Below are 20,623 nucleotides of genomic sequence, written 5' to 3' on the forward strand. Positions count from 1 at the left end.
TGCGTTACGCCGAGCCCAACTTGCGGAAGTCCCAGGAGGCGATCTTCGTCGGGGTGAGCCGCGCCCAGGCGTGCCGTCCGTCGTGCGGCATCTCGTCCAGGGCGAAGTTCTTCCGGGCGAACAGCGTCTCCACGTAGTCGAGTTCGGCGACCAGCTCCCCCGTACGGGGCACCTCGCCCACGAACTCCACGGTCCCGCGCAGCTCGACGCCGCGCAACTGGTCGTACTCCTCACCGGAGTCGACCACGACCGCGACCCGCGGATCGCGTGCGAGGTCCTTCCAGCGCTGGCTGCGGACCACCGAGTAGAGCCACAGGGACTTGCCGTCCCAGGCGAACCACAGGGCGCTCACGTGCGGAGCACCCTCCGCCGACACGGTCGCGACCCGGCAGGTGCGCTGTGTGGTGAGGAACTCGTCGAGCTCACCGGGCGTCATCATGATCTTCCGGCCCCGGCGCTGAGTGACGGTCATCCGGCCCCCTCTTCTTCCGTTCCCGCGCAATGCTGGTTAGTCTCGCCCGCCCCGCACCAAGGCGGAAGGGGGCGTCATGCCGTCGTCGTACGAACGGCTCGCGGAACTCCTCGATCCCGTGAGCACCGTCCTGCTCACCGTCGAGTGTCAGCAGGGCGTGGTGGGGCCGGACAGCGCGCTGCCCGAACTCGCCCACGAGGCCCGGGCGTCCGGCGCGCTCGACAACATCGCCCGTCTCGTCGCCGCCGCGCACGACACCGGCGTCCAGGTGATCCACGCGGTCGCCGAACGCCGCCCGGACGGCCGGGGCGCGAACCGCAACGCCCGCCTGTTCCGCGCCGCCGAACGGCTTCCGGTCCAGCAGCTGTCCGGCACGACGGCCGTGCGTGTGGCGCCCCCGATCGAGGTCTCGGAGGACGACCTGGTCGTACGACGGCTGCACGGCCTGTCGCCGATCCAGGGCACCGACGTCGACCCGCTGCTGCGCAACCTCGGCTGCCGCACCCTGATCGTCACCGGTGTCTCGGCCAACGTGGCCGTACCGAACGCCGTGTTCGACGCGGTGAACCGGGGCTACACGGCCGTCGTCCCGGCCGACGCCGTCGCGGGAGTGCCCCCCGAGTACACCCCCGCGATGGTCCGCCACACCCTCGCTTTGGTCGCTACGGTCGCGACCACGGACGAGGTGCTCGGCTGCCTCAAGAGGCCGCGCCGACAGGCCTGAAGTCAGGCCAGCGTGATCTGGTCGCCGGAGACGGTGATGTTCGCGGCCGTCAGACCGGTGGTCGCGGGGCCCTTCTTCACGCTGCCGTCCTCGATGGAGAACTGGCTGCCGTGACAGGGGCAGACGATCGCGCCGTTGGCCACGCTGGTCACCGGGCAGCCGGCGTGCGGGCACTTCGTCGCGAACGCCTTGTAGGTGCCCGAGGCCGGCTGGGTGACGACGACGGCCTGGTCCTTGAAGATCGTGCCGCCGCCCTCGGGGATGTCCGTGGTCTTGGCGAGCGCCGTGCCGCCGGCCGCCGCGGAGGCGGTCGAGTTGTCGGTGGCGCCGCCACCCGAGGCGTTGCTGTCCTGGGTGGTGGAGCCGGCCCCGTTGTTCGTGGTCGTCGTGCCCGACGAGTCGTCCGACGACCCGCAGGCGGTCAGCGCGGCGGCGAGCCCCGCCGCTCCGGCCGCCGCCACGATGGTACGGCGGGCCGGTCCGGCTGAGGGGTTGAGCGGTGCGCTGGTCATGTGAGGGGTTCCCTTCCGCGAAGCTTCTGGTTGATCCGTCCAGGGGTACGGTCTTCGAGCACCACCTGTTCAGACGGCATCCAGATAGTGACCCCCTTTACATGAGGCTTCGGTAAAACGGCGCTGTCGGTTCGCTGTCGACCTGGAACGGTGCCGGTTCAGCGGGCGCCGGGCTCCTCGTAGGGGATACGGTTCAGGTGCAGGACCTCACCCAGAGTGCCCCACTCGTCGCCGCCGAGTTTGGTGAGCGGACGCAGCAGTCCGCTGTCGGGCCGCCCGTCGACCAGGCAGTCCTCGTCGACAGCGGCATGGACCACCCGTCCGAATACCAGGGTGGAATTCCCCATGCGCAGGGTGGTGTGCGAACGGCATTCCAAAACCACGCGGGAGGCGGCGACTCTGGACGGACGTACACATCTGCTGGCCTCACGCTCGATTCCCGCGGTGTCGAATTCGCTGACCGATCGGGGGAAGTCGGTGGCGGTGCGGTTGATCTGCTGCAGGAGCGCTTCGGACGAGAAATGAAGGAGTGCGGGGCCAGGTTCTCGGTGGTTCCGTCGGGTGTGACCGTGGAGACCCAGGCGATCGGTCTCGGAATGACGACCGACGTCAGGAGCCTGAAGAAGTCCCTGCTGCTCATCGTCTCAGGGGCGTATTCCACACGCATGATGGCCTCTCAGGAGCTGTCGCGGCCGGTGGCGAAACCCGCTTTTCCGTACAACGGAAGGCTATGGCGACTGCGACCGGACCGGTGACATTCACCACGCGGCCTCCGGACCTCGCGTCGCTCCCTCAGGGCCGGTAGACCATGCCCGGCTGCGGCTTGGCGGGGGCGAGCAGCTGCGACACGGTGACGATGGTGTAGCCGCGCTGTTCGAGCGCCTTGATGATCCCCGGGACGGCGGGCACGGTCCCCTTGTGCAGGTCGTGCAGCAGGATGATGCCGTCGCGCCGGGTCTGGTCGAGCACCCTCTTGGTGATCAGGGCCGAGTCGGTCGTCTCGTAGTCCTTGGCCGTGACGCTCCACAGCACCTGCGCCAGCCCCAACTCCTTGCAGATCTTGGCCACTTTGCGACTGGTGCGGCCCTCCGGGGGACGCATCAGGACGGGCCTGGTGCCGGTGATCCTCTCGATGGCGTCCTGCGTCCGGGTCAGTTCCCGGCGGGCGTCGGCCTCGTCGAGGTCCGTGAGCCTCGGATGGGTCCAGGTGTGGTTGCCGATCTCGTGCCCCTCGTCCCCGATACGGCGCAGGATGGCGGGGTACTTCGAGATGTGGCCCCTGCCCTGCACGAAGAACGTGGCGTGCAGACCGTCCTGTTTGAGGATGTCCAGCAGCTTGGGGGTCGTCGGGCTGGGGCCTCCGTCGAAGGTCAGGGCCACGCACTTCGCCCGGCGGCAGTCGACGTCTCCGGGCACATAGGCCGATCCCGACGCCTTCTCGCGGGCGGCGCGCGGTGAGGTGTGGTCATAGGTCGTGACCGTCAGGGCCAGTGTCAGCGCGACGGCCAGGGCGGCGGCCACCGCTGTCACGGCGGCGACGAGTATGCGCGAGCGTCTGGTGCGCGGTGTGAAGGGCATGTGCGACCTTTCTTCGTCTCGGAGCCCGTCTCAGACGGTGGGCAGAGGTGAGCGGCTGACGCGCATCTTCGACCGGCCGTGCGGGCGCCGCTCCCAGTCCTCCCCGGTGATGGTCAGATGTGGCGGCTTGTCCTGGACACGGCGCTCGACGAGGGGCTTCTTGGCGGCCGTCAGGATGTCGGGCGAGATGCCGATGCCGTAGCAGTTGCCGGTGTCGAGGTGGCTGATGAAGCGCCGGCCGCCGCGCAGGTGGGTGAGGGCGGCCCGGTTGTCGCGCGGTTTCTTCGGTGACCTGGCGTCTGCGGGCATGGCGAAGCGACCTCCGTGCAGGAGCAGCGGGGGAATCCCGCCGGGGAAGGAGATGAAGAGGCGGAGCGGATGGTTGCGTGCGGTCGCCGCGGTCAGACGCGGCGGTGCAGCAGCAGGACGGTGGCGACCGTGAGCGGAGCGGCGAGGCCGCCGAGGGGACGAGGCCGGCGCTGACGTAGGTGTGCGGGGGGACCAGCAGCCGGGCCCGGTGCGTCCACTCCAGCAGGACCGGTCATGCGTCCTCCCTCTTCGGTTCCCGGCCGCGCGGGGGGCTGCCGTCGTGCTCGTTGTCGTACGCGTCCAGGACGGCCGTGACCAGGGCGAGGACATCGGCCCGCTCCAGCCCCGCGGCCCGCGCGCGGGTCACCCAGTCGGTGGCCTCCCGGCGCAGCGGGGAGTCGTCCTCCGCGCCGGGCCGGGCGAGCGACCGGGTCACGAAGGTCCCGAGGCCGCGGCGCAGTTCGACCAGACCCGCCTGCTCCAGGTCGCGGTAGGCCCGCAGCACGGTGTTGGGGTTGATGGCGGTCGCCGCCACCACCTCCCTGGCCGTGGGCAGCTTGTCCCCGACCCGCAAGGTGCCCATCCGGAGCGCCTGTTCGGTCTGCTCGATGATCTGCACGTAGGCCGGTACGCCGCTGCCACGGTCGATCCGGTAGTCGATCACATCGCCTTCCTCGGTTCCACCATGCTTGTGCTAATGAATTAATGGAAGCATGGTGGGAGTCCGGCGGCGATGTCAAACACCGGGGGAGAGTGCCGGAGGGCGGACGTCACTCGGAAACCGCTCGCCGCGGTCACCCTCGGTTACTATGCTCACTTCGTGCCGGGGGCCGGCAGCGCTGAAGAGATGGGTGGCCTGGGAACGTGCTGAAAGGGGTCACCGCGACCCGCTACATCACGCCGTTGCGTGAGGGCGGCTCGCTGCCGGGGCTCGTCGAGGCCGACGACTTCGGGACGTACGTCATGAAGTTCACCGGAGCCGGACAGGGCCGCAAGACGCTGGTCGCCGAGGTCGTCTGCGGCGAGCTCGCCCGCCGGCTCGGCTTCCGGATGCCGCGCCTCGTCACCGTCGAGCTGGACCCGGTGCTCGGGCTCGGCGAACCCGAGCAGCAGGTCCAGGACCTGCTGCGGGGCAGCGGCGGCACCAACCTCGGCATGGACTTCCTCTCCGGCGCCCTCGGCTTCGACCCGCTCGCGTTCTCCGTGAGCCCCGAGGAGGCCGGGCGGATCGTCTGGTTCGACGCGCTGATCAACAACGTCGACCGCTCCTGGCGCAACCCCAACCTGCTGATGCACCGCGGCGACCTGTGGCTCATCGACCACGGCGCCACCATGATCTGGCAGCACAACTGGCCGTCGGCGGAGACCTCCGCCGCCCGGCCGTACGACGCCTCGGACCACGCGCTGAGCGGCTTCGCCCCCGATGTCCGGGCCGCCGCCGCCCAGTTGGCGCCCCGGGTCACCGAGGATCTCCTCGCCGAGGTCACCGCCGAGATCCCGGACGTCTGGCTGGCCGGTGAGCCCGGCTTCGACACGCCCGACGACCTCCGGCGCACCTACGCCCGTCCGCTGCTCGCCCGGGCCGCCGTCATCCACGAGCGCATCACCGGCATCGAGGGGGCCAAGTGAGCGAGACCCATATCTACATGGCCGGACATGTGACCGAGCGCCACATCACCCGGGGAGGCCAGGGCGGCGACCGGGACGTCTTCGAGTACGCCCTGCTGCGGGTCGTCCCCCGTGTGGAGCGCGGCGAGTGCATCAACGCGGGTGTGATCGTCTACTGCCGGGCCAAGACCTACGTCGGCGCCCGCACCCATCTCGACGAGGCCCGGCTGCTGGCCCTGGACCCGGACGCGGACGTCGCCGGGGTGCGGGCCGCGCTCGGGGCGGTGGAGGGGGTCTGCGCGGGCGGCGCGGCGGCGGGACACGCGGCGGGCGACGACCCGGGGAAGCGGTTCCGGTGGCTCGTCGCGCCCCGGTCCACCGTCGTGCAGCCCGGTCCCGTGCACACCGGACTCACCCTCGATCCGGCGGCCGAGACGGATCGGTTGCTGGACCTCCTGGTGAGGTAATGGATCACACCGCGCGGCGGAACGTTGACACCGCGTGCCAGTGCTTCTAGCGTCACGTCTGTCGAAGGTACTAAGCGGTCGCTCACCGCCGAGGGGTTCCATGGACGGGCCCTCTCGATCAGGTTCTCTCAAGGGCGAGGAGACACAGGAATGTCCACCACTGAGCAGCGGGTAGCCGTCGTCACGGGTGCCGCGCGCGGTATCGGCGCAGCCACCGCCGTACGACTGGCCGCCGAGGGTCGCGCGGTCGCCGTGGTCGACCTCGACGAGGCCGCCTGCAAGGACACCGTCGAGAAGATCACCGCGGCCGGCGGCAAGGCGATCGCCGTCGGCGCCGACGTCTCCGACGAGGCCCAGGTCAACGCCGCGATCGCACGGATCGTGGAGGAGCTCGGCGCCCCGACCATCCTGGTCAACAACGCCGGCGTGCTCCGCGACAACCTGCTGTTCAAGATGTCCGCGTCCGACTGGGACACGGTCCTGAACGTGCACCTGCGCGGCTCGTTCCTGATGACCAAGGCCGTCCAGCAGCACATGGTCGAGGCCGGCTGGGGACGCGTGGTCAACCTGTCCTCCTCCTCGGCGCTCGGCAACCGCGGCCAGGCCAACTACTCCGCCGCCAAGGCCGGTCTGCAGGGCTTCACCAAGACCCTCGCCATCGAGCTCGGCAAGTTCGGCATCACCGCCAACGCCGTCGCCCCCGGCTTCATCGCCACCGAGATGACCAAGGCCACCGCCGAGCGCGTCAAGATGGGCTTCGAGGAGTTCAAGGCCGCCGCCGCCACCCAGATCCCCGTGCAGCGTGTCGGCGAGCCCGAGGACATCGCCAACGCCATCGCCTTCTTCACGAACGAGGCCGCCGGTTTCGTCTCCGGCCAGGTCCTGTACGTGGCCGGCGGGCCGCTGGACTAGCGGGCACCAGGGACTCTCCAGGACTATCGAGGATCACGGACATGACTGAACTGCCCGAGCTGTCCGGCAAGGTCGCCATCGTCACCGGCGCCAGCCGCGGCATCGGCTACGGCGTCGCCGAGGCGCTGATCGCCCGTGGCGACCGGGTCGCCATAACCGGCCGCAACGAGGACGCCCTCAAGGAGGCCGTCGAGAGCCTCGGCGCCGAACGCGTCATCGGCATCGCAGGCAAGGCGCACGACCTCGCCCACCAGACCGAGGTCGTCGAGCGCACCATGGAGGCCTTCGGCCGCGTCGACCACCTGGTCAACAACGCCGGTACCAACCCGGTGTTCGGCCCGATCGCCGACGTCGACCTGGACGTCGCCCGCAAGGTGTTCGAGACCAACGTGATCTCGGCCCTCGGCTTCGCCCAGAAGACCTGGCACGCCTGGCAGAAGGACAACGGCGGCGCCATCGTCAACATAGCCTCCGTCGCGGGCCTTTCGGCCTCGCCGTTCATCGGCGCGTACGGCATCAGCAAGGCCGCGATGATCAACCTGACCCAGCAGTTGGCGCACGAGTTCGCGCCACGGGTGCGGGTCAACGCCATCGCCCCCGCTGTCGTCAAGACCAAGTTCGCCGAGGCTCTCTACGAGGGCCGGGAGGCGGAGGCCGCCGCGGCCTACCCGCTGAAGCGGCTCGGCGTGCCCTCCGACATCGGCGGCGCCGCCGCGTTCCTCACCTCGGAGCAGTCCGACTGGATCACCGGCCAGACGCTCGTCGTCGACGGCGGCATTTTCCTCAACGCCGGGGTGGCCTGACGAACCCTCGGGCGTCGTTTTCGTCACAGACATTTGCCGCAGTCGCGACGGAAACGACGCTCGGACGCTCGTACGCGATCCGCACAGCCCGATGACAACGTCGTCATAGCACACCCGATCAACGCCCGTGTTTCCGGGGTGGTTCAAGGCGCGCAACGCTGCGGTATGGTCTGCCGCCGACCCCTGGTATGGCGGATCGAGGAGCGTGCGCGTGTTCAAGCGGAACCGAGGCCTGCGAAGAGTGGCTGCGGTCGCGTCCATATCCCTGGTGGCCGGCTGCGGCGTGTTCTCCAGCAGCAGCGCGGGGGCCGGCGGGCCGATCGTCGTCGGGACGACCAGCGCCCCCAGCACCCTCGATCCCGCCGGGTCCTGGGACGGCTCCTGGGAGTTGTTCCGGAACATCTACCAGACGCTGCTCGCCTACCCGAACGGCGCCACCACCCCCCGGCCCGACGCCGCCCGCAGCTGCGCCTTCACGGACTCCGGCAACCGCACCTACCGCTGCGAACTGCGCTCCGGCCTGAAGTTCGCCGACGGCGACCCGCTCGACGCCACGGCCGTCAAGTACTCCATCGACCGGATCCGCACCATCAACGCGCCCAGCGGACCGGCCGGACTGCTCGGCAGCCTCGACCGGGTGCAGGTGCTCGGCGACCGCGAGGTGGTCTTCCACCTCAACAAGGCCGACACCACCTTCCCGTTCGTGCTCGCCACCCCGGCCATGTCGATCGTCGACCCCGACGACTACCCCGCCAGGTCCCTGCGCAAGGACGCGTCGGTGCACGGCTCCGGGCCGTACACGCTCAAGTCCTACGAGGACGGCAAGACGGCCCAGCTCGTCCGCAACGACTCCTACCAGGGCTTCGCCGACCGGCAGAACGACGCGGTGACCATCCGCTACTTCCAGGACTCCGCCACCATGGTCAAGGCCCTGCGGTCCGGGAACATCGACGTCACCTACCGCGGCCTCGCCGCCTCCGACACCGTCGCCCTCCAGGCGCACTCCGACACCGACCTGCAGCTGGTCGACGGCGCCGGCACCGACATCAGCTACCTGGTGTTCAACCCCAAGGACCCGTGGGCCAAGGTGCCCGCCGTGCGCAAGGCCGTCGCCCAGCTCGTCGACCGCGACGCGATCGCCCAGACGGTCTACAAGGGCACCGTCGACCCGCTCTACTCCATGGTCCCGGCGGGCCTCACCGGCCACACCACCGGCTTCTTCGACGACTACGGCGACCCCAGCACCTCCAAGGCCCACAAGATCCTCGCCGACGCCGGCATCACCCAGCGGGTCCCGCTCACGTTCTGGTACACCACCGACCGCTACGGCTCCGAGACCGCCAGGATGTTCCAGCTGCTCAAGCAGCAGCTGGACGACTCCGGGCTGTTCACCATCACCCTCAAGAGCCGCCCCTGGAAGACCTACGTCGTCGGCTACCAGAAGGGCGAGTACCCGGTGTTCGGGCGCGGCTGGTTCCCGGACTTCCCCGACGCCGACAACTTCATCGCCCCCTTCGTGGGCGACCAGAACGCCCTCGGCACGCCCTACCCGTCACCCGTGATCACGGGGAAGCTGCTGCCCCAGTCGCGCAGCGTCAGCGACCGCGCGAAGGTCGTGAAGGAGTTCGAGGAGGCCCAGCAGATCCTCGTCAACGACGCCCGGCTGATCCCGCTGTGGCAGGGCCGTCAGTACGTCGCGGCCAGCGACGACATCTCCGGTGGCGAACAGGCGCTCGACCCGTCGACGATCATGATGATGTGGGAGCTGCACCGCAAGACGAGCTGGTGAATCGGCCGTCCGGCACCCGTTGTCAGTGGTCGCCTGTAGGTTCTTGGGCATCGGCAGGAACTGCAAGTGACCGCAATTCGTGAGGACGTTGACGTGACCGACATCGCCATGCTGCCCGAGTCCTGGCGCGGGGTTCTGGGTGACGAGCTGCAGCAGCCCTACTTCAAGGAGCTGACCGAGTTCGTCGAGGAGGAGCGGGCGAAGGGCCCCGTCTATCCGCCGCGCGAGGAGGTCTTCGCCGCGCTCGACGCGACGCCGTACGACAAGGTCAAGGTGCTGGTCCTCGGCCAGGACCCGTACCACGGCGAGGGCCAGGGCCACGGCCTGTGCTTCTCCGTCCGCCCCGGCGTCAAGACCCCGCCGTCCCTGCGGAACATCTACAAGGAGATGAAGGAGGAGCTGGGCCTGGAGGTCCCCGACAACGGCTATCTGATGCCGTGGGCCCAGCAGGGCGTCCTGCTGCTCAACGCGGTGCTGACGGTCCGTGCCGGCGAGGCCAACTCGCACAAGGGCAAGGGCTGGGAGAAGTTCACCGACGCGGTGATCCGCGCCGTCGCCGAGCGCCCCGACCCGGCGGTCTTCGTCCTCTGGGGCAACTACGCCCAGAAGAAGCTCAAGCTGATCGACGAGACCCGGCACGTGGTGATCCAGGGCGCCCACCCGTCCCCGCTCTCCGCGAAGAAGTTCTTCGGCTCCCGCCCCTTCACCCACATCGACGAGGCGGTCGCGGCACAGGGCCACGAGGCGATCGACTGGCAGATCCCCAACCTGGGCTGAGAACCGGCGGGGGCGCAACCCCCTGGGGGCGCTGGGGGTACCCCCGGCCGAAGGCTGGGGGAGGAACTGCGCGATCAGCCCCCACCGGCCGTCAGCCGGCCACCGGCCCGAAGTGAAACGGCGCCGCCTGACCACAAAAACAGGCGGCTCCACTTAACGTCGGCAACACACAACCGGCCGACAGCCCGGAGGGCCCCGTGGCGGAGCGACAGGAGCGGACCGCACCCGATGCCGTGCTCACGCGGATCGGGCAGGTCGTGATGTTGCACCACGCCGGGGACCGTGAGGAGGCCCGCCGGCGACTGCTCGACCTGTGGACGGAGCTCGGCGCGCACGGCGACCCGCTGCACCGCTGCACCCTGGCCCACTACCTCGCCGACACCCAGGACGACCCGGCCGACGAACTGGCCTGGGATCTGCGCGCGTTGTCGGCGGCGGACGAGGCGGCGACATCCGCGGGGCTGCGCGGCTTCTACCCCTCCCTGCACCTCAACCTCGCCGCCGACTATGTGAAACTCGGCCGCACCGAGGCCGCCCGCAGCCATCTGCACCGGGCCCGCGGGGCGGCCGCCACGCTCGGCGACGACGGATACGGCGACGGCGTGTGGGCGGCGATCAGCAGACTGGAACTCCGCCTCGGGGACGACGACCCCCCGGCCGACGAATCCTGGGGCCCGCCGCGCCAGCGGCCGAACTAAGGGGTTCGGCAGCGCCCCGAGTAGGCACGTCAACGCCCGTACGTCTGCTCACAGATCCGCGCCTGCGGGCTGTCCGCACTCCAGCCGCCGTACTGCTTGCCGAGGGCACACACGTCCGGCGCCTTCGGGACGGAACGGGCAGCGTCGGGGACGCCGACATGCTGGTCGCGCGACCGGTGGGAACGCGGATGCGAGGGCACGGCGCGCTGGACCGGCGGCCGCTGAGGGGCCGGGGGAGCGGCCGCCGGGGCGTGCGGGGCGGTGCTCACGGAGCGGGTGGGCGTCCTGGACGGGCCCACCATCTCCAGGGCCTCCTTGGCCGGCGCCTGCACCACCCGGGGCACGGTGCTGCCGTCCGGGCGGGGCACCGACGGCAGCGAGCGCGCCGTACCCGGCGGGCCGGGCGCCGCCGGACGCTGGACCGTCACGCAGCCGGAGAGGGCCGAGACGGTCACGGTGACCAGGAGCGCTGCGGTGGTCGTCGTTCGATGCACCCGCGCAACTCTGCTGGGTCCGCGCGGAACTTGGCACCGCCGACAGGGGTTTGGGCCCCCGCACGGGTGATCTCGCGCCCCGTACGGGGGGCGGGCGGGTGCGAGGCTGACGTCAGTCGCCGGTCGCGCCGTCGATCCGCTCCCGGATCAGGTCGGCGTGGCCGTTGTGCCGGGCGTACTCCTCGATCATGTGGGTGTGGATCCAGCGCAGGCTGATCCGCTTGCCGGTGCGGCGGTGGCGGCCCTCGGAGAGGTCGTCCAGGCCGAAGCCGGCCGCGTTGCGCCGGGCGGCCTCGACCTCGGCCTGCCAGGTCGCGTACGTCCGCTGCCAGGTGTCCGCCTCGGTGAGGTGGAACTCGCCGTCCGGGTCCTCGTCGCTCCAGTGGAGCGACGGCGCCGTCTCGCCGGCGAGGACCCTGCGGTACCAGGACCGCTCCACGTCGGCCAGATGCCGCACCAGCCCCATGAGGGACAGCGGGGACGGCGCCACGGAGGCGGTTCTGAGCTGGGCATCGGTCAGGCCCTCGCACTTCATCACGAGGGTCTGCCGGTGGAACTCCAACCAGCCCTCCAGCATGGTGCGTTCGCCGGCGTCGACGTCGGGCATACGGCGTTCGGTCGTCATGCCCGGCATCCTCGCCCACCGCGTTCGGCGCCACCACGAATTTTCGGCCCCGTATGCTTCCGGACAGGCACGCGTAGGCAACTGCCAGGGGAGCGAAAGTGAAGGTCGGCTGCATCGGACTCGGCGACATCGCGCAGAAGGCGTACCTGCCGGTGCTGGGCACCCGGCCAGGCGTCGAACTCCACCTCCAGACCCGCACCCCCGCCACCCTCGACCGGGTCGCCGACAGCCTCCATCTGCCCGCCGGCCGCCGCCACGCGACCCTCGGCGACCTCCTCGACCAGGATCTCGACGCCGCCTTCGTGCACGCCCCCACGGGCGCCCACCCCGAGATCGTCACCCGGCTCCTGGAGGCGGGCATACCCACGTACGTCGACAAGCCCCTCGCCTACCGGCTCGCCGACTCCGAGCGGCTGGTGACCCTGGCCGAGGCACGCGACGTGTCGCTGTTCGTCGGCTTCAACCGGCGCTACGCCCCCGGCTACGTCCAGTGCGCCGACCATCCGCGCGAGCTGATCCTGATGCAGAAGAACCGCATCGGACTGCCCGAGGAACCCCGCACGATGATCCTCGACGACTTCATCCACGTCGTCGACACCCTGCGCTTCCTCGCCCCCGGCCCGGTCGACGACGTCACCGTCCGCGCCCGGCTCGTCGACGGACTGCTGCACCACGTGGTCCTCCAGCTCGCCGGGGACGGCTTCACCGCGCTCGGCGTGATGAACCGGCTCAGCGGCTCGGCGGAGGAGATCCTGGAGGTCTCGGGACAGGACACCAAGCGCCAGGTCGTCAATCTCGCCGAGGTGATCGATCACAAGGGGCAGCCGACGGTCCGGCGGCGCGGCGACTGGGTGCCGGTCGCCCGGCAGCGCGGCATCGAACAGGCCGTGCTCGCCTTCCTCGACGCCGTCCGCGCCGGCAAGGTGCTCAGTGCCCGTGACGCACTGACGACTCACGAACTGTGCGAGCAGGTCGTACGAGAGGTTCGCCGGCGTTCCGGCGCAGCCTGACCGCTCGCAGGCCCTCGCCCAGGCAGTAGGCCGCCAGTACCAGCAGCGCGCCGTCCACCGCCCAGTCGCCGTAGCGCACGAACGGTGTGACACCGCGGGCGATCGGCACCTCGTAGACCCGTGCGGTGTCCGCGTCCGTGCCCAGCCAGGGGCCGATGCGCTCCCCGCTCGGCCCGTACACGGCGGAGACGCCGGTCAGCGTGGCGTGGACCATCGTGCGGCCGGTCTCGGCGGCGCGCAGGGCGGCCAGCGAGGCGTGCTGCTCGGGGGCCCAGCTGTGCTGGAACGTGGAGGTCGCGGACTGCCCTATCAGCACCTCGGCGCCGTCCTGCGCGAGATGCCGGCTCATGTCGGGGAACGCCGTCTCGAAGCAGATCATCGGGCCGACGCGCAGGCCGTGCCCGACGTCCATCACCACCTGCTCGGTGCCGCGCCGCCGGTCCTCGCCGGCCGCCTTGCCGACCGAGGTGGCCCAGCCGAGCAGGGAACGCGCCGGTATGTACTCGCCGAACGGGACGAGGCGCATCTTGTCGTACCGCTCCGCGGTCGGACCGTCCGGGCCCACCAGGATGGAGCTCTTGTAGATGCCGGGCCGGTCGGAGCGCCGGGCGTCCACGTTGACCAGGATGTCCGCACCGGTCTGCCGGGACAGCGCGGCGATGCGCTTCGCCAGGTCGGGCCGGTCCCCGAGGTCGAAGCCGACGCTGCTCTCGCCCCAGACGATCAGATCGGGATGCTGCCCGGCCAGCTGCCGGGTCAGCTGTTCCTCCCGGTCGAAGCGCCGGTCGCCGCCGTCGAGGATGCCGGGCTGCACGACGGCGATCCGGACGTGACCGTCCACGTCCGGGCGGGGTGACCACACCCAGGCGGCGGAGGTCGCGGCGGCCGTGGCCACGAGCGAGGCGACGGCAGGCATCCGCGCCTCACGCACGGAGACGAGCAGGGTGACGGCGACATTGACGGCCACCACCAGGAAGCTCAGCAGCCACACCCCGCCGACCGAGGCCAGCCGCAGCGCCGGGGCCACCTGCCACTGGGTCGCGCCGAGCATGCCCCACGGCCCGCCGAGTCCCTGCCAGGACCGCACCAGCTCCACCATCAGCCACCCCGACGGCAGCACCAGCACCGCGACCGCGGCCCGCCCCGGTGACGGCGTGCCGCCCAGCAGGCGGCGGGTCAGCAGGCCCCAGGGCATCCAGAGCAGGCTCAGCAGTGCGGCGATCAGGAAGATGAAGACGTGCAGGCTCGGCAGCAGCCAGTGGTGCACGGCGACCATGAACCCGAACCCGCCGCACCAGCCGTCGTACGCCGCCCGTCGCCCGGTCGGCGCCGAGCGGGCCAGCAGCAGCCACGGGACCAGCGCGACATAGGCGAACCACCACAACGACGGCGCCGGGAAGGCGAGCACGGGCAGCGCGCCCGCGAGCGCCCCGACGCAGGAACGCCGCCACGGGGAGGTGAGCCAGCGTTCGACGGTCCTCATGCGTCGCCTCCTGCCTGCGGGTCCTTCCAGTGTGCGCGACCGGGAGGGATCTCCGACAGGGGGCATGGGAGCGGGCTCAGTCGGACACGGCGACCGGGCGCGGATCGGGCAGCCGGCGCCACTTCTCCTCGACGACGACCCGGCGCAGCCGCCAGCCGTCCGGGGTGCGCAGGAACGCGAAGGCGTAGCGGCCGCCGCACACGAAGTCAGGGGCGGTGGCGGTGCCGTCGCCGCCGGCGAAGCGCATGGGGTTGATGTAGTCGGCCTGGACGCGGGCGGTGTCCCCGGCGTCGTGGTCCAGGGTCCCGAACCGCACCCGGCGGTTGACGATCAGATGCTGTCGCATCGAGAACAGGGTGAGGCTCTCCGCGAGCCATCCGGCCACCTGCCCGGCATCACCCTCGATCCCGCCGGCGGACCGGTAGTCGGCCCGCCCGTCCGCGGTGAACAGTCTCCGGTACGCCGCCCAGTCACCGTCGTCGACGGCCACCGCGTACTCGGTGACCAACTCGTCCACGGCCAGCCGGTCCATCACGGTCGCGAGCTCCACGCGCTGCGTCATCGGCACAGTGTTGGGCACGGGACCGGCGGAGCCAAGGGGCACGGGCGATATTCGGTGATGTTCCACCCGGGCATCCCCGAACCCGGTCATGCGAACGCCCGCTCCGTCGAACAAGAACCCAAGTTCCGTATCCGCGCCCGACAGACGGACAACCCGGTGGGCACGTCCTGACACGGCAACCGGTCCACCAGGCCGGGATGCCGGACGCCGTCGGACACCGCAAGGAGCCCGCCGGGCTGACGCCGCGGGCCCGGCTCCGGGAGCAGTGGCTCGAACTCGGGGGCGAGTTCGGCATCCTTGACGATCGTCGGACGCCGGGAGCGGTGCCGGGCGAGGCCGACCGTCCGGGAGGCGGGTGAGCCGTCCCCTGTCCCGTCGGTGGTGGTGACAACGCCGCCGTTAGGCCGGATGCCGTTTGCGGATGCGGGTCGGGGGCCTCCCGTCACAGGATCCTGATCATGCGGCCATCTACCGAGATACCGTCCTGTCCTCTGCCGGCGCGGCGCCGTGGCGCGCGTCATGCCATATCCGCGGCCCTTGCCTGCGGTGTCCTGCTGGTCGGCGCCGCGGCGTGCGCCGGGGCCGGCGAGCAGCCGGGTCACGTCGGTGCACCGGGTGACAACAACCTTGCCGCGCCCGGCTCCCCCGGCCCGGGAGCGGGCCCGCGCCCTCCGGGTGTCGGAAGCCGTATGTGGAAGCGCGTACCGGCCGACACCCGCCAGACGGTGGTCGTCTACGGCGACGGCCGGGACTCGGCCGAGAGCACCGTCGTGCTCTACGAGAAGGAGGGCGCCGCCTGGCAGCGTGCGGGCAGTTGGCCCGCGCACAACGGCAGGCTGGGCTGGACGACCGACCATCACATGGACGACGAGCGCAGTCCCGTCGGGGTGTTCTCCCTGACGGACGCGGGAGGGTCTCTCAGGGACCCGGGCAGCCGTATGCGCTACTGGTACGACGACAACGCCTTCGCGGCCATGACAGAGGACGGCGACGAGCACGTCCACGACTTCGACTACGTCATCGCCATCGACTACAACCGGCTCAAGGGCGTCCCCCCGTTCGACTGGAACCGCCCCCAGGGAGTGGAGAAGGGCGGCGGCATATGGCTGCACCTGGACCACGGCGACGGCACGTCCGCCTGTGTCACGGTTCCGGAGTCCGGCATGAGGACCCTGCTGCGCGTCCTGGATCCCCGCCTTCACCCCGTCGTGGTGATGGGTGACCTGGAGCGGCTGGGAGCCTGACGGCCGGCCGGTGAACTCGCGGGCCCGGCAGGACTGTTGCCCGTGGAGCGGCCGTGACCGGTGGCCGGCAGGGCGCTCGCGCGTCCGTGGTCGTAAGATCACCGTCTGGTCGGTCCGAGGAGGCTCATATGGCACGTCCCGTCACGGTCGTCACCGGTGGCAGCCGGGGTATCGGCGCCGCGACCTGTCTGCGGCTCGCCGCCGACGGGCACGATCTCGCGATCGGATACCTCCGGGACGCCGACGCCGCCAAGGCGGTCGCGGAGGAGGTGCGGAAGGCCGGGGCACGGGCTGTCGCCGTACCGGTGGACACGGCCGCGGAGGCCGATGTGGAGCGGCTCTTCGACACCGCGGAGGAACGGCTCGGCCCCGTCACCGGGCTGGTGAACAACGCTGCCGTGACCGGGCCGTTCGGGCGGCTGGCCGATGCCCAGGCCGCCGATCTGCGGCGGGTCGTGGAGGTCAACCTGCTGGGCGCGCTGCTGTGTTCGCGGCGGGCGGCGCGGCTGATGGCGGCGCGGGGGAGCGGGGCGATCGTGAACGTGTCGTCGGCGGCGGCCACGCTCGGCAGCCCCGGCGAGTACGTCCACTACGCGGCGACCAAGGCCGCCGTCGACGCCCTCACCGTGGGCCTCGCCAAGGAACTCGGCCCGGACGGCGTGCGGGTCAACGCCGTGGCGCCCGGCGTCATCGAGACCGGGATCCACGCGGCGATGGGCGACCCCGGCCGGGCCGGGCGGGTCGGTGCCACCACGCCGTTGGGCCGTGCCGGGCAGCCGGAGGAGATCGCCGCCGCGATCGCCTGGCTGCTGTCGCCGGAGGCCTCCTACACGACGGGCGCGGTCCTGCGGGTCTCCGGCGGCCGCTGAACCAAAAGGGTGCGTCCGGCGCTTCCCCTGGCCGGTCCGATCCGCCGGGCACCACCCAGCCGGGTCAGGCGGCCTCGATGATCGGTCCGCGGATCGCCTCGGCCCACTCGACCACCAGCAGCTCGTACTCCGACCGCTCCTGGGCGGACAGCGATCCGCCCGCACGCAGCCACAGCGCCCGGATGTGCTCGTTGACCTCGGCAGCAGACCGCGCGGAACCAGGGGTTCGAGAATCGGGGGACATACCGAACAGCGTAGGGGCAAGAACTGACCGTGCGCTACCGGGCCACTACGCAGACCGTATGGGGTTGGTCACGGGCTGGACGGCGGACGGGGGGCCGAGCCTCGGCCTTTCCTCGGCATTTGCCGGACCGGCGGCCGTGACGCGGATACGGCGGTCCGCCCCCGTTCCAGCCTTCGCCCTCGCCGGAGCCGGTGCGGCGGTCCCGCGCCCCCGGAAAGCGGGGGACGCCGGGGGTTGGCCGAGATGAGGCGCCCGGCCGGACTCACGCCGTGGGCAGCGCCGAGGCGAGCAGCGCCAGCTTCTCCGCGCTGTCGCTGCCCGGGTCCGGGTGGTAGACGACGAGCGTCTGCCCCGTCGTGCCGCTGACGTCCAGCCGTTCCCGGTTCAGCCGCAGGCGTCCGACCTGAGGATGGTCGATGTGCTTCGCGGCGCCCTCGCAGGAGGCCACGTCATGGCGGGCCCAGAGTCGGCTGAACTGGGGGCTGGCCAGGGAGAGTTCGCCGACGAGGTCGATGACCCGGGGATCGTCCGTGTCCGTCCCGACGGACCGGCGGAAACCGGCGACCATACCCGCGCCGGCGTCGGCCCACTCGGGGTGGAGGGCCTGCTCGGCGGGGTCGAGGAAGAGGTCCCGCAGCCGGTTGGCGCCCACCGTCAGGCGCGGTGACAGCGCGGTCGCCAGGGCGTTGACGGCGAGGACGTCGAAGTAGCGGCCCTCGACCAGCGCGGGCAGTGGAAGGGCGGCGACCAGCCGGACGATCCCGGGCGGGACCGTCTCCCTGCGGGGGCGCCGCCGGCGCCGTCGCGGCTTTCCGGCGCCGAGGCTCAGCAGATAGGCCGTCCCGTCCTCCTCGAGGCGCAGCACCCGGGCGAGGGACTCCAGGACCTGCACGGAGGGGTTGCGGTCGCGGCCCTGCTCCAGCCGCAGGTAGTAGTCCGCGCTGATGCCGGCCAGCATCGCGACCTCCTCCCGGCGCAGTCCCGGCACCCGCCGTACCCCGAGCACCGGGATGCCGGCCTGCTCGGGCGTGACGAGCTCGCGGCGGGCCCGGACGTACGCGCCCAGCAGGTTCGGTTCGTCGGTCACCCCGCCACCGTAGTGCGGGCTCCGCGCCCCTGCCTGGTCCTGTCACCCCCAGGATCGCCGGGGCTCTGCCTCGGCCGGGGCCCGCGCGGAAACGTGCTCGGCGACGGTCACGAGCACGGCTGAGGAGCACATTCATGGCTACGTATCTGCTGGTCCACGGTGCCTGGCACAGCGGGCAGGTCTGGGAGCGGGTGGTCCCGCTGCTGGCGGCGGAAGGGCACCGGGTGTACGCGCCCTCCCTGACCGGTCACGGCGAGAAGGCGCACCTGCTCGGCCCCGGCGTCGGCCTCGACACGCACGTCGACGACATCGTGCGGCTCATCACGGACGAGGACCTCACGGAGGTCGTACTCGTGGGACACAGTTACGCGGGACTGGTCGTCTCGGCCGTGGCCAACCAAGTCCCCGACCGCATCGGCCACTTGGTCCACCTCGACGCGATGGTCCCGGCCGACGGCGAGACCGCGGCCGACATCCAGCCCGTGTCCCGGGCCCTGATCGACCGCGCGTTGGCCTCGGAGAGCGGCTGGCGGGTCCCGCCGCTGCCCGAACTGCCGCCGCCGTACGGCCTGTTCGGGGTCACCGATCCGGCGGACACGGCCTGGCTGCGCGGACTGCTGTCCGACCAGTCGGTGCGCTCCTTCCAGCAGCCGGTACACCTGGACAACCCGGCGGTACACACGATCCCCCGGACCCACATCCACTGCGTGGCCCACGTACCGGAAGGCGTCGTCCGCCGCCCGGTGCCCGCGACCCAGCAGGTGTGGGAACTGCCCACCGGCCACGACTGCATGATCACCATGCCGGCCGAACTCACCGGGCTCCTGCTCAAGCTCGGCTGATCCCGGGGGATATCCGCTGGTCCCGGGCAGCGGTACGTCCGTAGGGTCGCCCCATGACGGACGAGAACCAGCGGGCGGTACAGGCGGCGATCGACGCGGAGCTGCGGCTCCTGGACCCCGGAGTACGCGCCTCACCGGCCCTCGTCCTGGAACTCCTCGACCCGGAGTTCACCGAGGTCGGAGCGTCCGGCCGACGCTGGGACGCGACGTCGATCCTCACGGTGACCGGCGACGGATCGGTGTCCCCGGAGTCCCCGGTCGAGGTGACCGGGATGTCCGGCACCGTCCTGGCCCCCGGCATCGTCCACCTGACGTACTTCACGGACCACCGGGGACGCCGGGTCTGGCGCAGCTCCCTGTGGCGGCTGACGGACACGGGCTGGCGAATGTACTTCCACCAGGGAACCCCGGCCGCCGTGGAGGGGGACTGAGCGCTCCGCCGGAAGTGCCGCGATACACAGGTGATCGTCTGCGGCGCCGTCGTGGCTGGTCGCGCAGTTCCTCCCCCAGCCTTCGGCCGGGGGTACCCCCAGCGCCCCGTCGGGGCGCTGCCTCAGCCCGCCGACTCCGCCGCGTGCGGGCTCAGGGCCCCCGCCGAGACCAGGGCGATGATGACGATGCCCAGGGCGACGCGGTACCAGACGAACGGCATGAAGCTCTTGTTGGAGATCCACTTCATAAACCATGCGATTACGGCATATCCCGAGGCGAACGCGATCACCGTCGCGAACAGGGTCGGGCCCCAGTCCACACGGCCCTCGCTCACCGAGTCCTTGACCTCGAAGGCGCCGGAGGCCAGTACGGCCGGGATGGCGAGGAGGAAGGAGTAGCGGGCCGCCGCCTCGCGCTTGTAGCCCATGAACAGGCCGCCGCTGATGGTGGCGCCGGAGCGGGAGACGCCGGGGATCAGGGCGCAGGCCTGGCAGAGGCCGAAGATCAGGCCGTCCTTGACCCGGAGGTTCTCCAGCGTCTTGCGCTGCTTGGGCGCGCGGTGCTTGCCGCCCGTCTCGTCACGGGCGGCGAGCCGGTCGGCGATGCCGATGACGACGCCGACGACGATGAGCATGGTCGCGGTGATCCGCAGATCGCGGAACGGGCCCTCGATCTGGTCCTTGAGCGTCACGCCCAGCACACCGATCGGGATCGACCCGACGATCACCAGCCAGCCCATCCGGGCGTCGTGGTCGTGCCGCATCGCCTTGTCGAACAGCGACCGGAACCAGGCCGAGACGATCCGCCCGATGTCCTTGCGGAAGTAGATCAGCACCGCGGTCTCCGTGCCGATCTGGGTGATCGCCGTGAAGGCGGCACCCGGGTCCTTCCAGCCGGAGAAGGCCGCGGTCAGCCGCAGATGCGCGCTGGAGGAGACGGGCAGGAACTCGGTCAGCCCCTGGACGAGTCCGAGGATCAGCGATTCAAACCAAGACATGAAGGTACGGCGTCCCAGGGGTGAGGGGGCGGCTGGTGGTCGCGCCGGCGCGCGTGATCATGCGTGTGCAACGGCAGCGTAGCGG

27 protein-coding genes and 1 pseudogene are annotated in these 20,623 nt (G+C 71.1%); 14 read left to right on the plus strand and 14 right to left on the minus strand.

Annotation, left to right across the window (positions count from 1 at the left end):
• Positions 1-4 precede the first annotated feature (4 nt).
• Complete coding sequence (locus tag AB0D85_RS36360) at positions 5-472, minus strand: pyridoxamine 5'-phosphate oxidase family protein (protein ID WP_362329824.1); 468 nt, start codon at positions 470-472, stop codon at positions 5-7.
• 76 nt (positions 473-548) lie between these two features.
• On the opposite strand from AB0D85_RS36360, the gene AB0D85_RS36365 reads away from it, so the two are divergent.
• Positions 549-1,196 (plus strand): cysteine hydrolase, encoded by a 648-nt coding sequence (locus AB0D85_RS36365; RefSeq protein ID WP_362329827.1) that lies wholly within the window; start codon positions 549-551, stop codon positions 1,194-1,196.
• 2 nt (positions 1,197-1,198) lie between these two features.
• On the opposite strand, the gene AB0D85_RS36370 is transcribed toward AB0D85_RS36365, so the two are convergent.
• The 6 genes and pseudogenes from AB0D85_RS36370 to AB0D85_RS36395 all read right to left on the minus strand — a co-directional run bounded on the left by AB0D85_RS36370 (position 1,199) and on the right by AB0D85_RS36395 (position 4,259).
• Complete coding sequence (locus AB0D85_RS36370; protein WP_362329830.1) at positions 1,199-1,708, minus strand: Rieske (2Fe-2S) protein; 510 nt, start codon at positions 1,706-1,708, stop codon at positions 1,199-1,201.
• A 158-nt stretch (positions 1,709-1,866) separates the two neighbouring features.
• Positions 1,867-2,375: pseudogene (locus tag AB0D85_RS36375) on the minus strand (flavin reductase).
• A gap of 125 nt (positions 2,376-2,500) precedes the next feature.
• Positions 2,501-3,286, minus strand: coding sequence for a polysaccharide deacetylase family protein (locus AB0D85_RS36380; protein ID WP_362329833.1), 786 nt, complete (start codon positions 3,284-3,286; stop codon positions 2,501-2,503).
• A 30-nt stretch (positions 3,287-3,316) separates the two neighbouring features.
• On the minus strand, positions 3,317-3,595 hold the full coding sequence (locus AB0D85_RS36385) for a hypothetical protein (protein ID WP_362329836.1): 279 nt from the start codon (positions 3,593-3,595) through the stop codon (positions 3,317-3,319).
• A 92-nt stretch (positions 3,596-3,687) separates the two neighbouring features.
• A complete protein-coding gene (locus AB0D85_RS36390; RefSeq protein WP_362329838.1) occupies positions 3,688-3,831 on the minus strand; it encodes a hypothetical protein in 144 nt (47 codons plus the stop codon).
• Positions 3,828-4,259 (minus strand): GntR family transcriptional regulator, encoded by a 432-nt coding sequence (locus AB0D85_RS36395; protein WP_362329841.1) that lies wholly within the window; start codon positions 4,257-4,259, stop codon positions 3,828-3,830. Before AB0D85_RS36395 ends, AB0D85_RS36390 begins: the two co-directional genes overlap by 4 nt.
• Positions 4,260-4,459: 200 nt before the next feature.
• Between AB0D85_RS36395 and AB0D85_RS36400 the strand changes: the two genes are divergently transcribed.
• From AB0D85_RS36400 to AB0D85_RS36430, 7 genes are all read left to right on the plus strand, one after another.
• Positions 4,460-5,224: a HipA family kinase gene (locus AB0D85_RS36400; protein WP_362329844.1), complete on the plus strand. Its 765-nt coding sequence runs from the start codon at positions 4,460-4,462 to the stop codon at positions 5,222-5,224.
• Positions 5,221-5,670 (plus strand): DUF3037 domain-containing protein, encoded by a 450-nt coding sequence (locus AB0D85_RS36405; protein ID WP_362329847.1) that lies wholly within the window; start codon positions 5,221-5,223, stop codon positions 5,668-5,670. Before AB0D85_RS36400 ends, AB0D85_RS36405 begins: the two co-directional genes overlap by 4 nt.
• A 150-nt stretch (positions 5,671-5,820) precedes the next feature.
• Entirely contained in the window at positions 5,821-6,582 is a 762-nt protein-coding gene (gene fabG / locus AB0D85_RS36410; RefSeq protein WP_362329850.1) for a 3-oxoacyl-ACP reductase FabG, read from the plus strand.
• 41 nt (positions 6,583-6,623) lie between these two features.
• Positions 6,624-7,385 carry an SDR family oxidoreductase gene (locus AB0D85_RS36415; protein WP_362329853.1) on the plus strand — a complete coding sequence of 254 codons (762 nt, stop codon included), beginning with the start codon at positions 6,624-6,626 and terminating at the stop codon, positions 7,383-7,385.
• Between the two features lie 211 nt (positions 7,386-7,596).
• The gene (locus AB0D85_RS36420) at positions 7,597-9,174 is read left to right on the plus strand and encodes an ABC transporter substrate-binding protein (RefSeq protein ID WP_362329856.1); all 1,578 of its coding nucleotides are present in this window, start codon (positions 7,597-7,599) and stop codon (positions 9,172-9,174) included.
• 93 nt (positions 9,175-9,267) lie between these two features.
• A complete protein-coding gene (gene ung / locus AB0D85_RS36425; protein ID WP_362329858.1) occupies positions 9,268-9,951 on the plus strand; it encodes a uracil-DNA glycosylase in 684 nt (227 codons plus the stop codon).
• A 197-nt stretch (positions 9,952-10,148) separates the two neighbouring features.
• On the plus strand, positions 10,149-10,649 hold the full coding sequence (locus AB0D85_RS36430) for a hypothetical protein (protein ID WP_362329860.1): 501 nt from the start codon (positions 10,149-10,151) through the stop codon (positions 10,647-10,649).
• A 29-nt stretch (positions 10,650-10,678) separates the two neighbouring features.
• On the opposite strand, the gene AB0D85_RS36435 is transcribed toward AB0D85_RS36430, so the two are convergent.
• Entirely contained in the window at positions 10,679-11,143 is a 465-nt protein-coding gene (locus tag AB0D85_RS36435; protein WP_362329862.1) for a hypothetical protein, read from the minus strand.
• A gap of 112 nt (positions 11,144-11,255) precedes the next feature.
• Positions 11,256-11,768 (minus strand): DinB family protein, encoded by a 513-nt coding sequence (locus AB0D85_RS36440; protein ID WP_362329865.1) that lies wholly within the window; start codon positions 11,766-11,768, stop codon positions 11,256-11,258.
• Positions 11,769-11,866: 98 nt separating this feature from the next.
• Between AB0D85_RS36440 and AB0D85_RS36445 the strand changes: the two genes are divergently transcribed.
• Positions 11,867-12,778: a Gfo/Idh/MocA family oxidoreductase gene (locus tag AB0D85_RS36445; RefSeq protein ID WP_362329868.1), complete on the plus strand. Its 912-nt coding sequence runs from the start codon at positions 11,867-11,869 to the stop codon at positions 12,776-12,778.
• On the opposite strand, the gene lnt is transcribed toward AB0D85_RS36445, so the two are convergent.
• Together lnt and AB0D85_RS36455 are read right to left on the minus strand one after the other, a co-directional pair.
• Positions 12,696-14,261 (minus strand): apolipoprotein N-acyltransferase, encoded by a 1,566-nt coding sequence (gene lnt, locus AB0D85_RS36450; protein ID WP_362329871.1) that lies wholly within the window; start codon positions 14,259-14,261, stop codon positions 12,696-12,698. The genes AB0D85_RS36445 and lnt overlap by 83 nt on opposite strands.
• A gap of 76 nt (positions 14,262-14,337) precedes the next feature.
• The gene (locus tag AB0D85_RS36455) at positions 14,338-14,823 is read right to left on the minus strand and encodes a nuclear transport factor 2 family protein (RefSeq protein WP_362329879.1); all 486 of its coding nucleotides are present in this window, start codon (positions 14,821-14,823) and stop codon (positions 14,338-14,340) included.
• A 197-nt stretch (positions 14,824-15,020) separates the two neighbouring features.
• Between AB0D85_RS36455 and AB0D85_RS36460 the strand changes: the two genes are divergently transcribed.
• From AB0D85_RS36460 to AB0D85_RS36470, 3 genes are all read left to right on the plus strand, one after another.
• Positions 15,021-15,182: a hypothetical protein gene (locus tag AB0D85_RS36460; RefSeq protein WP_362329882.1), complete on the plus strand. Its 162-nt coding sequence runs from the start codon at positions 15,021-15,023 to the stop codon at positions 15,180-15,182.
• A 330-nt stretch (positions 15,183-15,512) separates the two neighbouring features.
• A complete protein-coding gene (locus tag AB0D85_RS36465) occupies positions 15,513-16,067 on the plus strand; it encodes a hypothetical protein (RefSeq protein WP_362329884.1) in 555 nt (184 codons plus the stop codon).
• Between the two features lie 128 nt (positions 16,068-16,195).
• Entirely contained in the window at positions 16,196-16,936 is a 741-nt protein-coding gene (locus tag AB0D85_RS36470; RefSeq protein ID WP_362329887.1) for an SDR family oxidoreductase, read from the plus strand.
• Between the two features lie 64 nt (positions 16,937-17,000).
• Here AB0D85_RS36470 and AB0D85_RS36475 read toward each other — a convergent pair whose 3' ends face one another.
• Both AB0D85_RS36475 and AB0D85_RS36480 read right to left on the minus strand, forming a co-directional pair.
• Positions 17,001-17,180: a hypothetical protein gene (locus AB0D85_RS36475; RefSeq protein WP_362329890.1), complete on the minus strand. Its 180-nt coding sequence runs from the start codon at positions 17,178-17,180 to the stop codon at positions 17,001-17,003.
• A 262-nt stretch (positions 17,181-17,442) separates the two neighbouring features.
• Complete coding sequence (locus tag AB0D85_RS36480) at positions 17,443-18,267, minus strand: helix-turn-helix transcriptional regulator (RefSeq protein WP_362329893.1); 825 nt, start codon at positions 18,265-18,267, stop codon at positions 17,443-17,445.
• Positions 18,268-18,401: 134 nt separating this feature from the next.
• Between AB0D85_RS36480 and AB0D85_RS36485 the strand changes: the two genes are divergently transcribed.
• Complete coding sequence (locus AB0D85_RS36485; protein ID WP_362329896.1) at positions 18,402-19,109, plus strand: alpha/beta fold hydrolase; 708 nt, start codon at positions 18,402-18,404, stop codon at positions 19,107-19,109.
• Positions 19,110-19,162: 53 nt separating this feature from the next.
• Positions 19,163-19,540 carry a DUF4440 domain-containing protein gene (locus tag AB0D85_RS36490; protein WP_362329899.1) on the plus strand — a complete coding sequence of 126 codons (378 nt, stop codon included), beginning with the start codon at positions 19,163-19,165 and terminating at the stop codon, positions 19,538-19,540.
• A gap of 122 nt (positions 19,541-19,662) precedes the next feature.
• Here the strand turns inward: AB0D85_RS36490 and AB0D85_RS36495 are convergent, their stop codons facing one another.
• On the minus strand, positions 19,663-20,538 hold the full coding sequence (locus AB0D85_RS36495; protein WP_362329902.1) for an undecaprenyl-diphosphate phosphatase: 876 nt from the start codon (positions 20,536-20,538) through the stop codon (positions 19,663-19,665).
• Positions 20,539-20,623: the final 85 nt, after the last annotated feature.

The sequence above is a fragment of the Streptomyces sp. NPDC048277 genome (genome assembly GCF_040652235.1).
GTDB lineage: Bacteria > Actinomycetota > Actinomycetes > Streptomycetales > Streptomycetaceae > Streptomyces.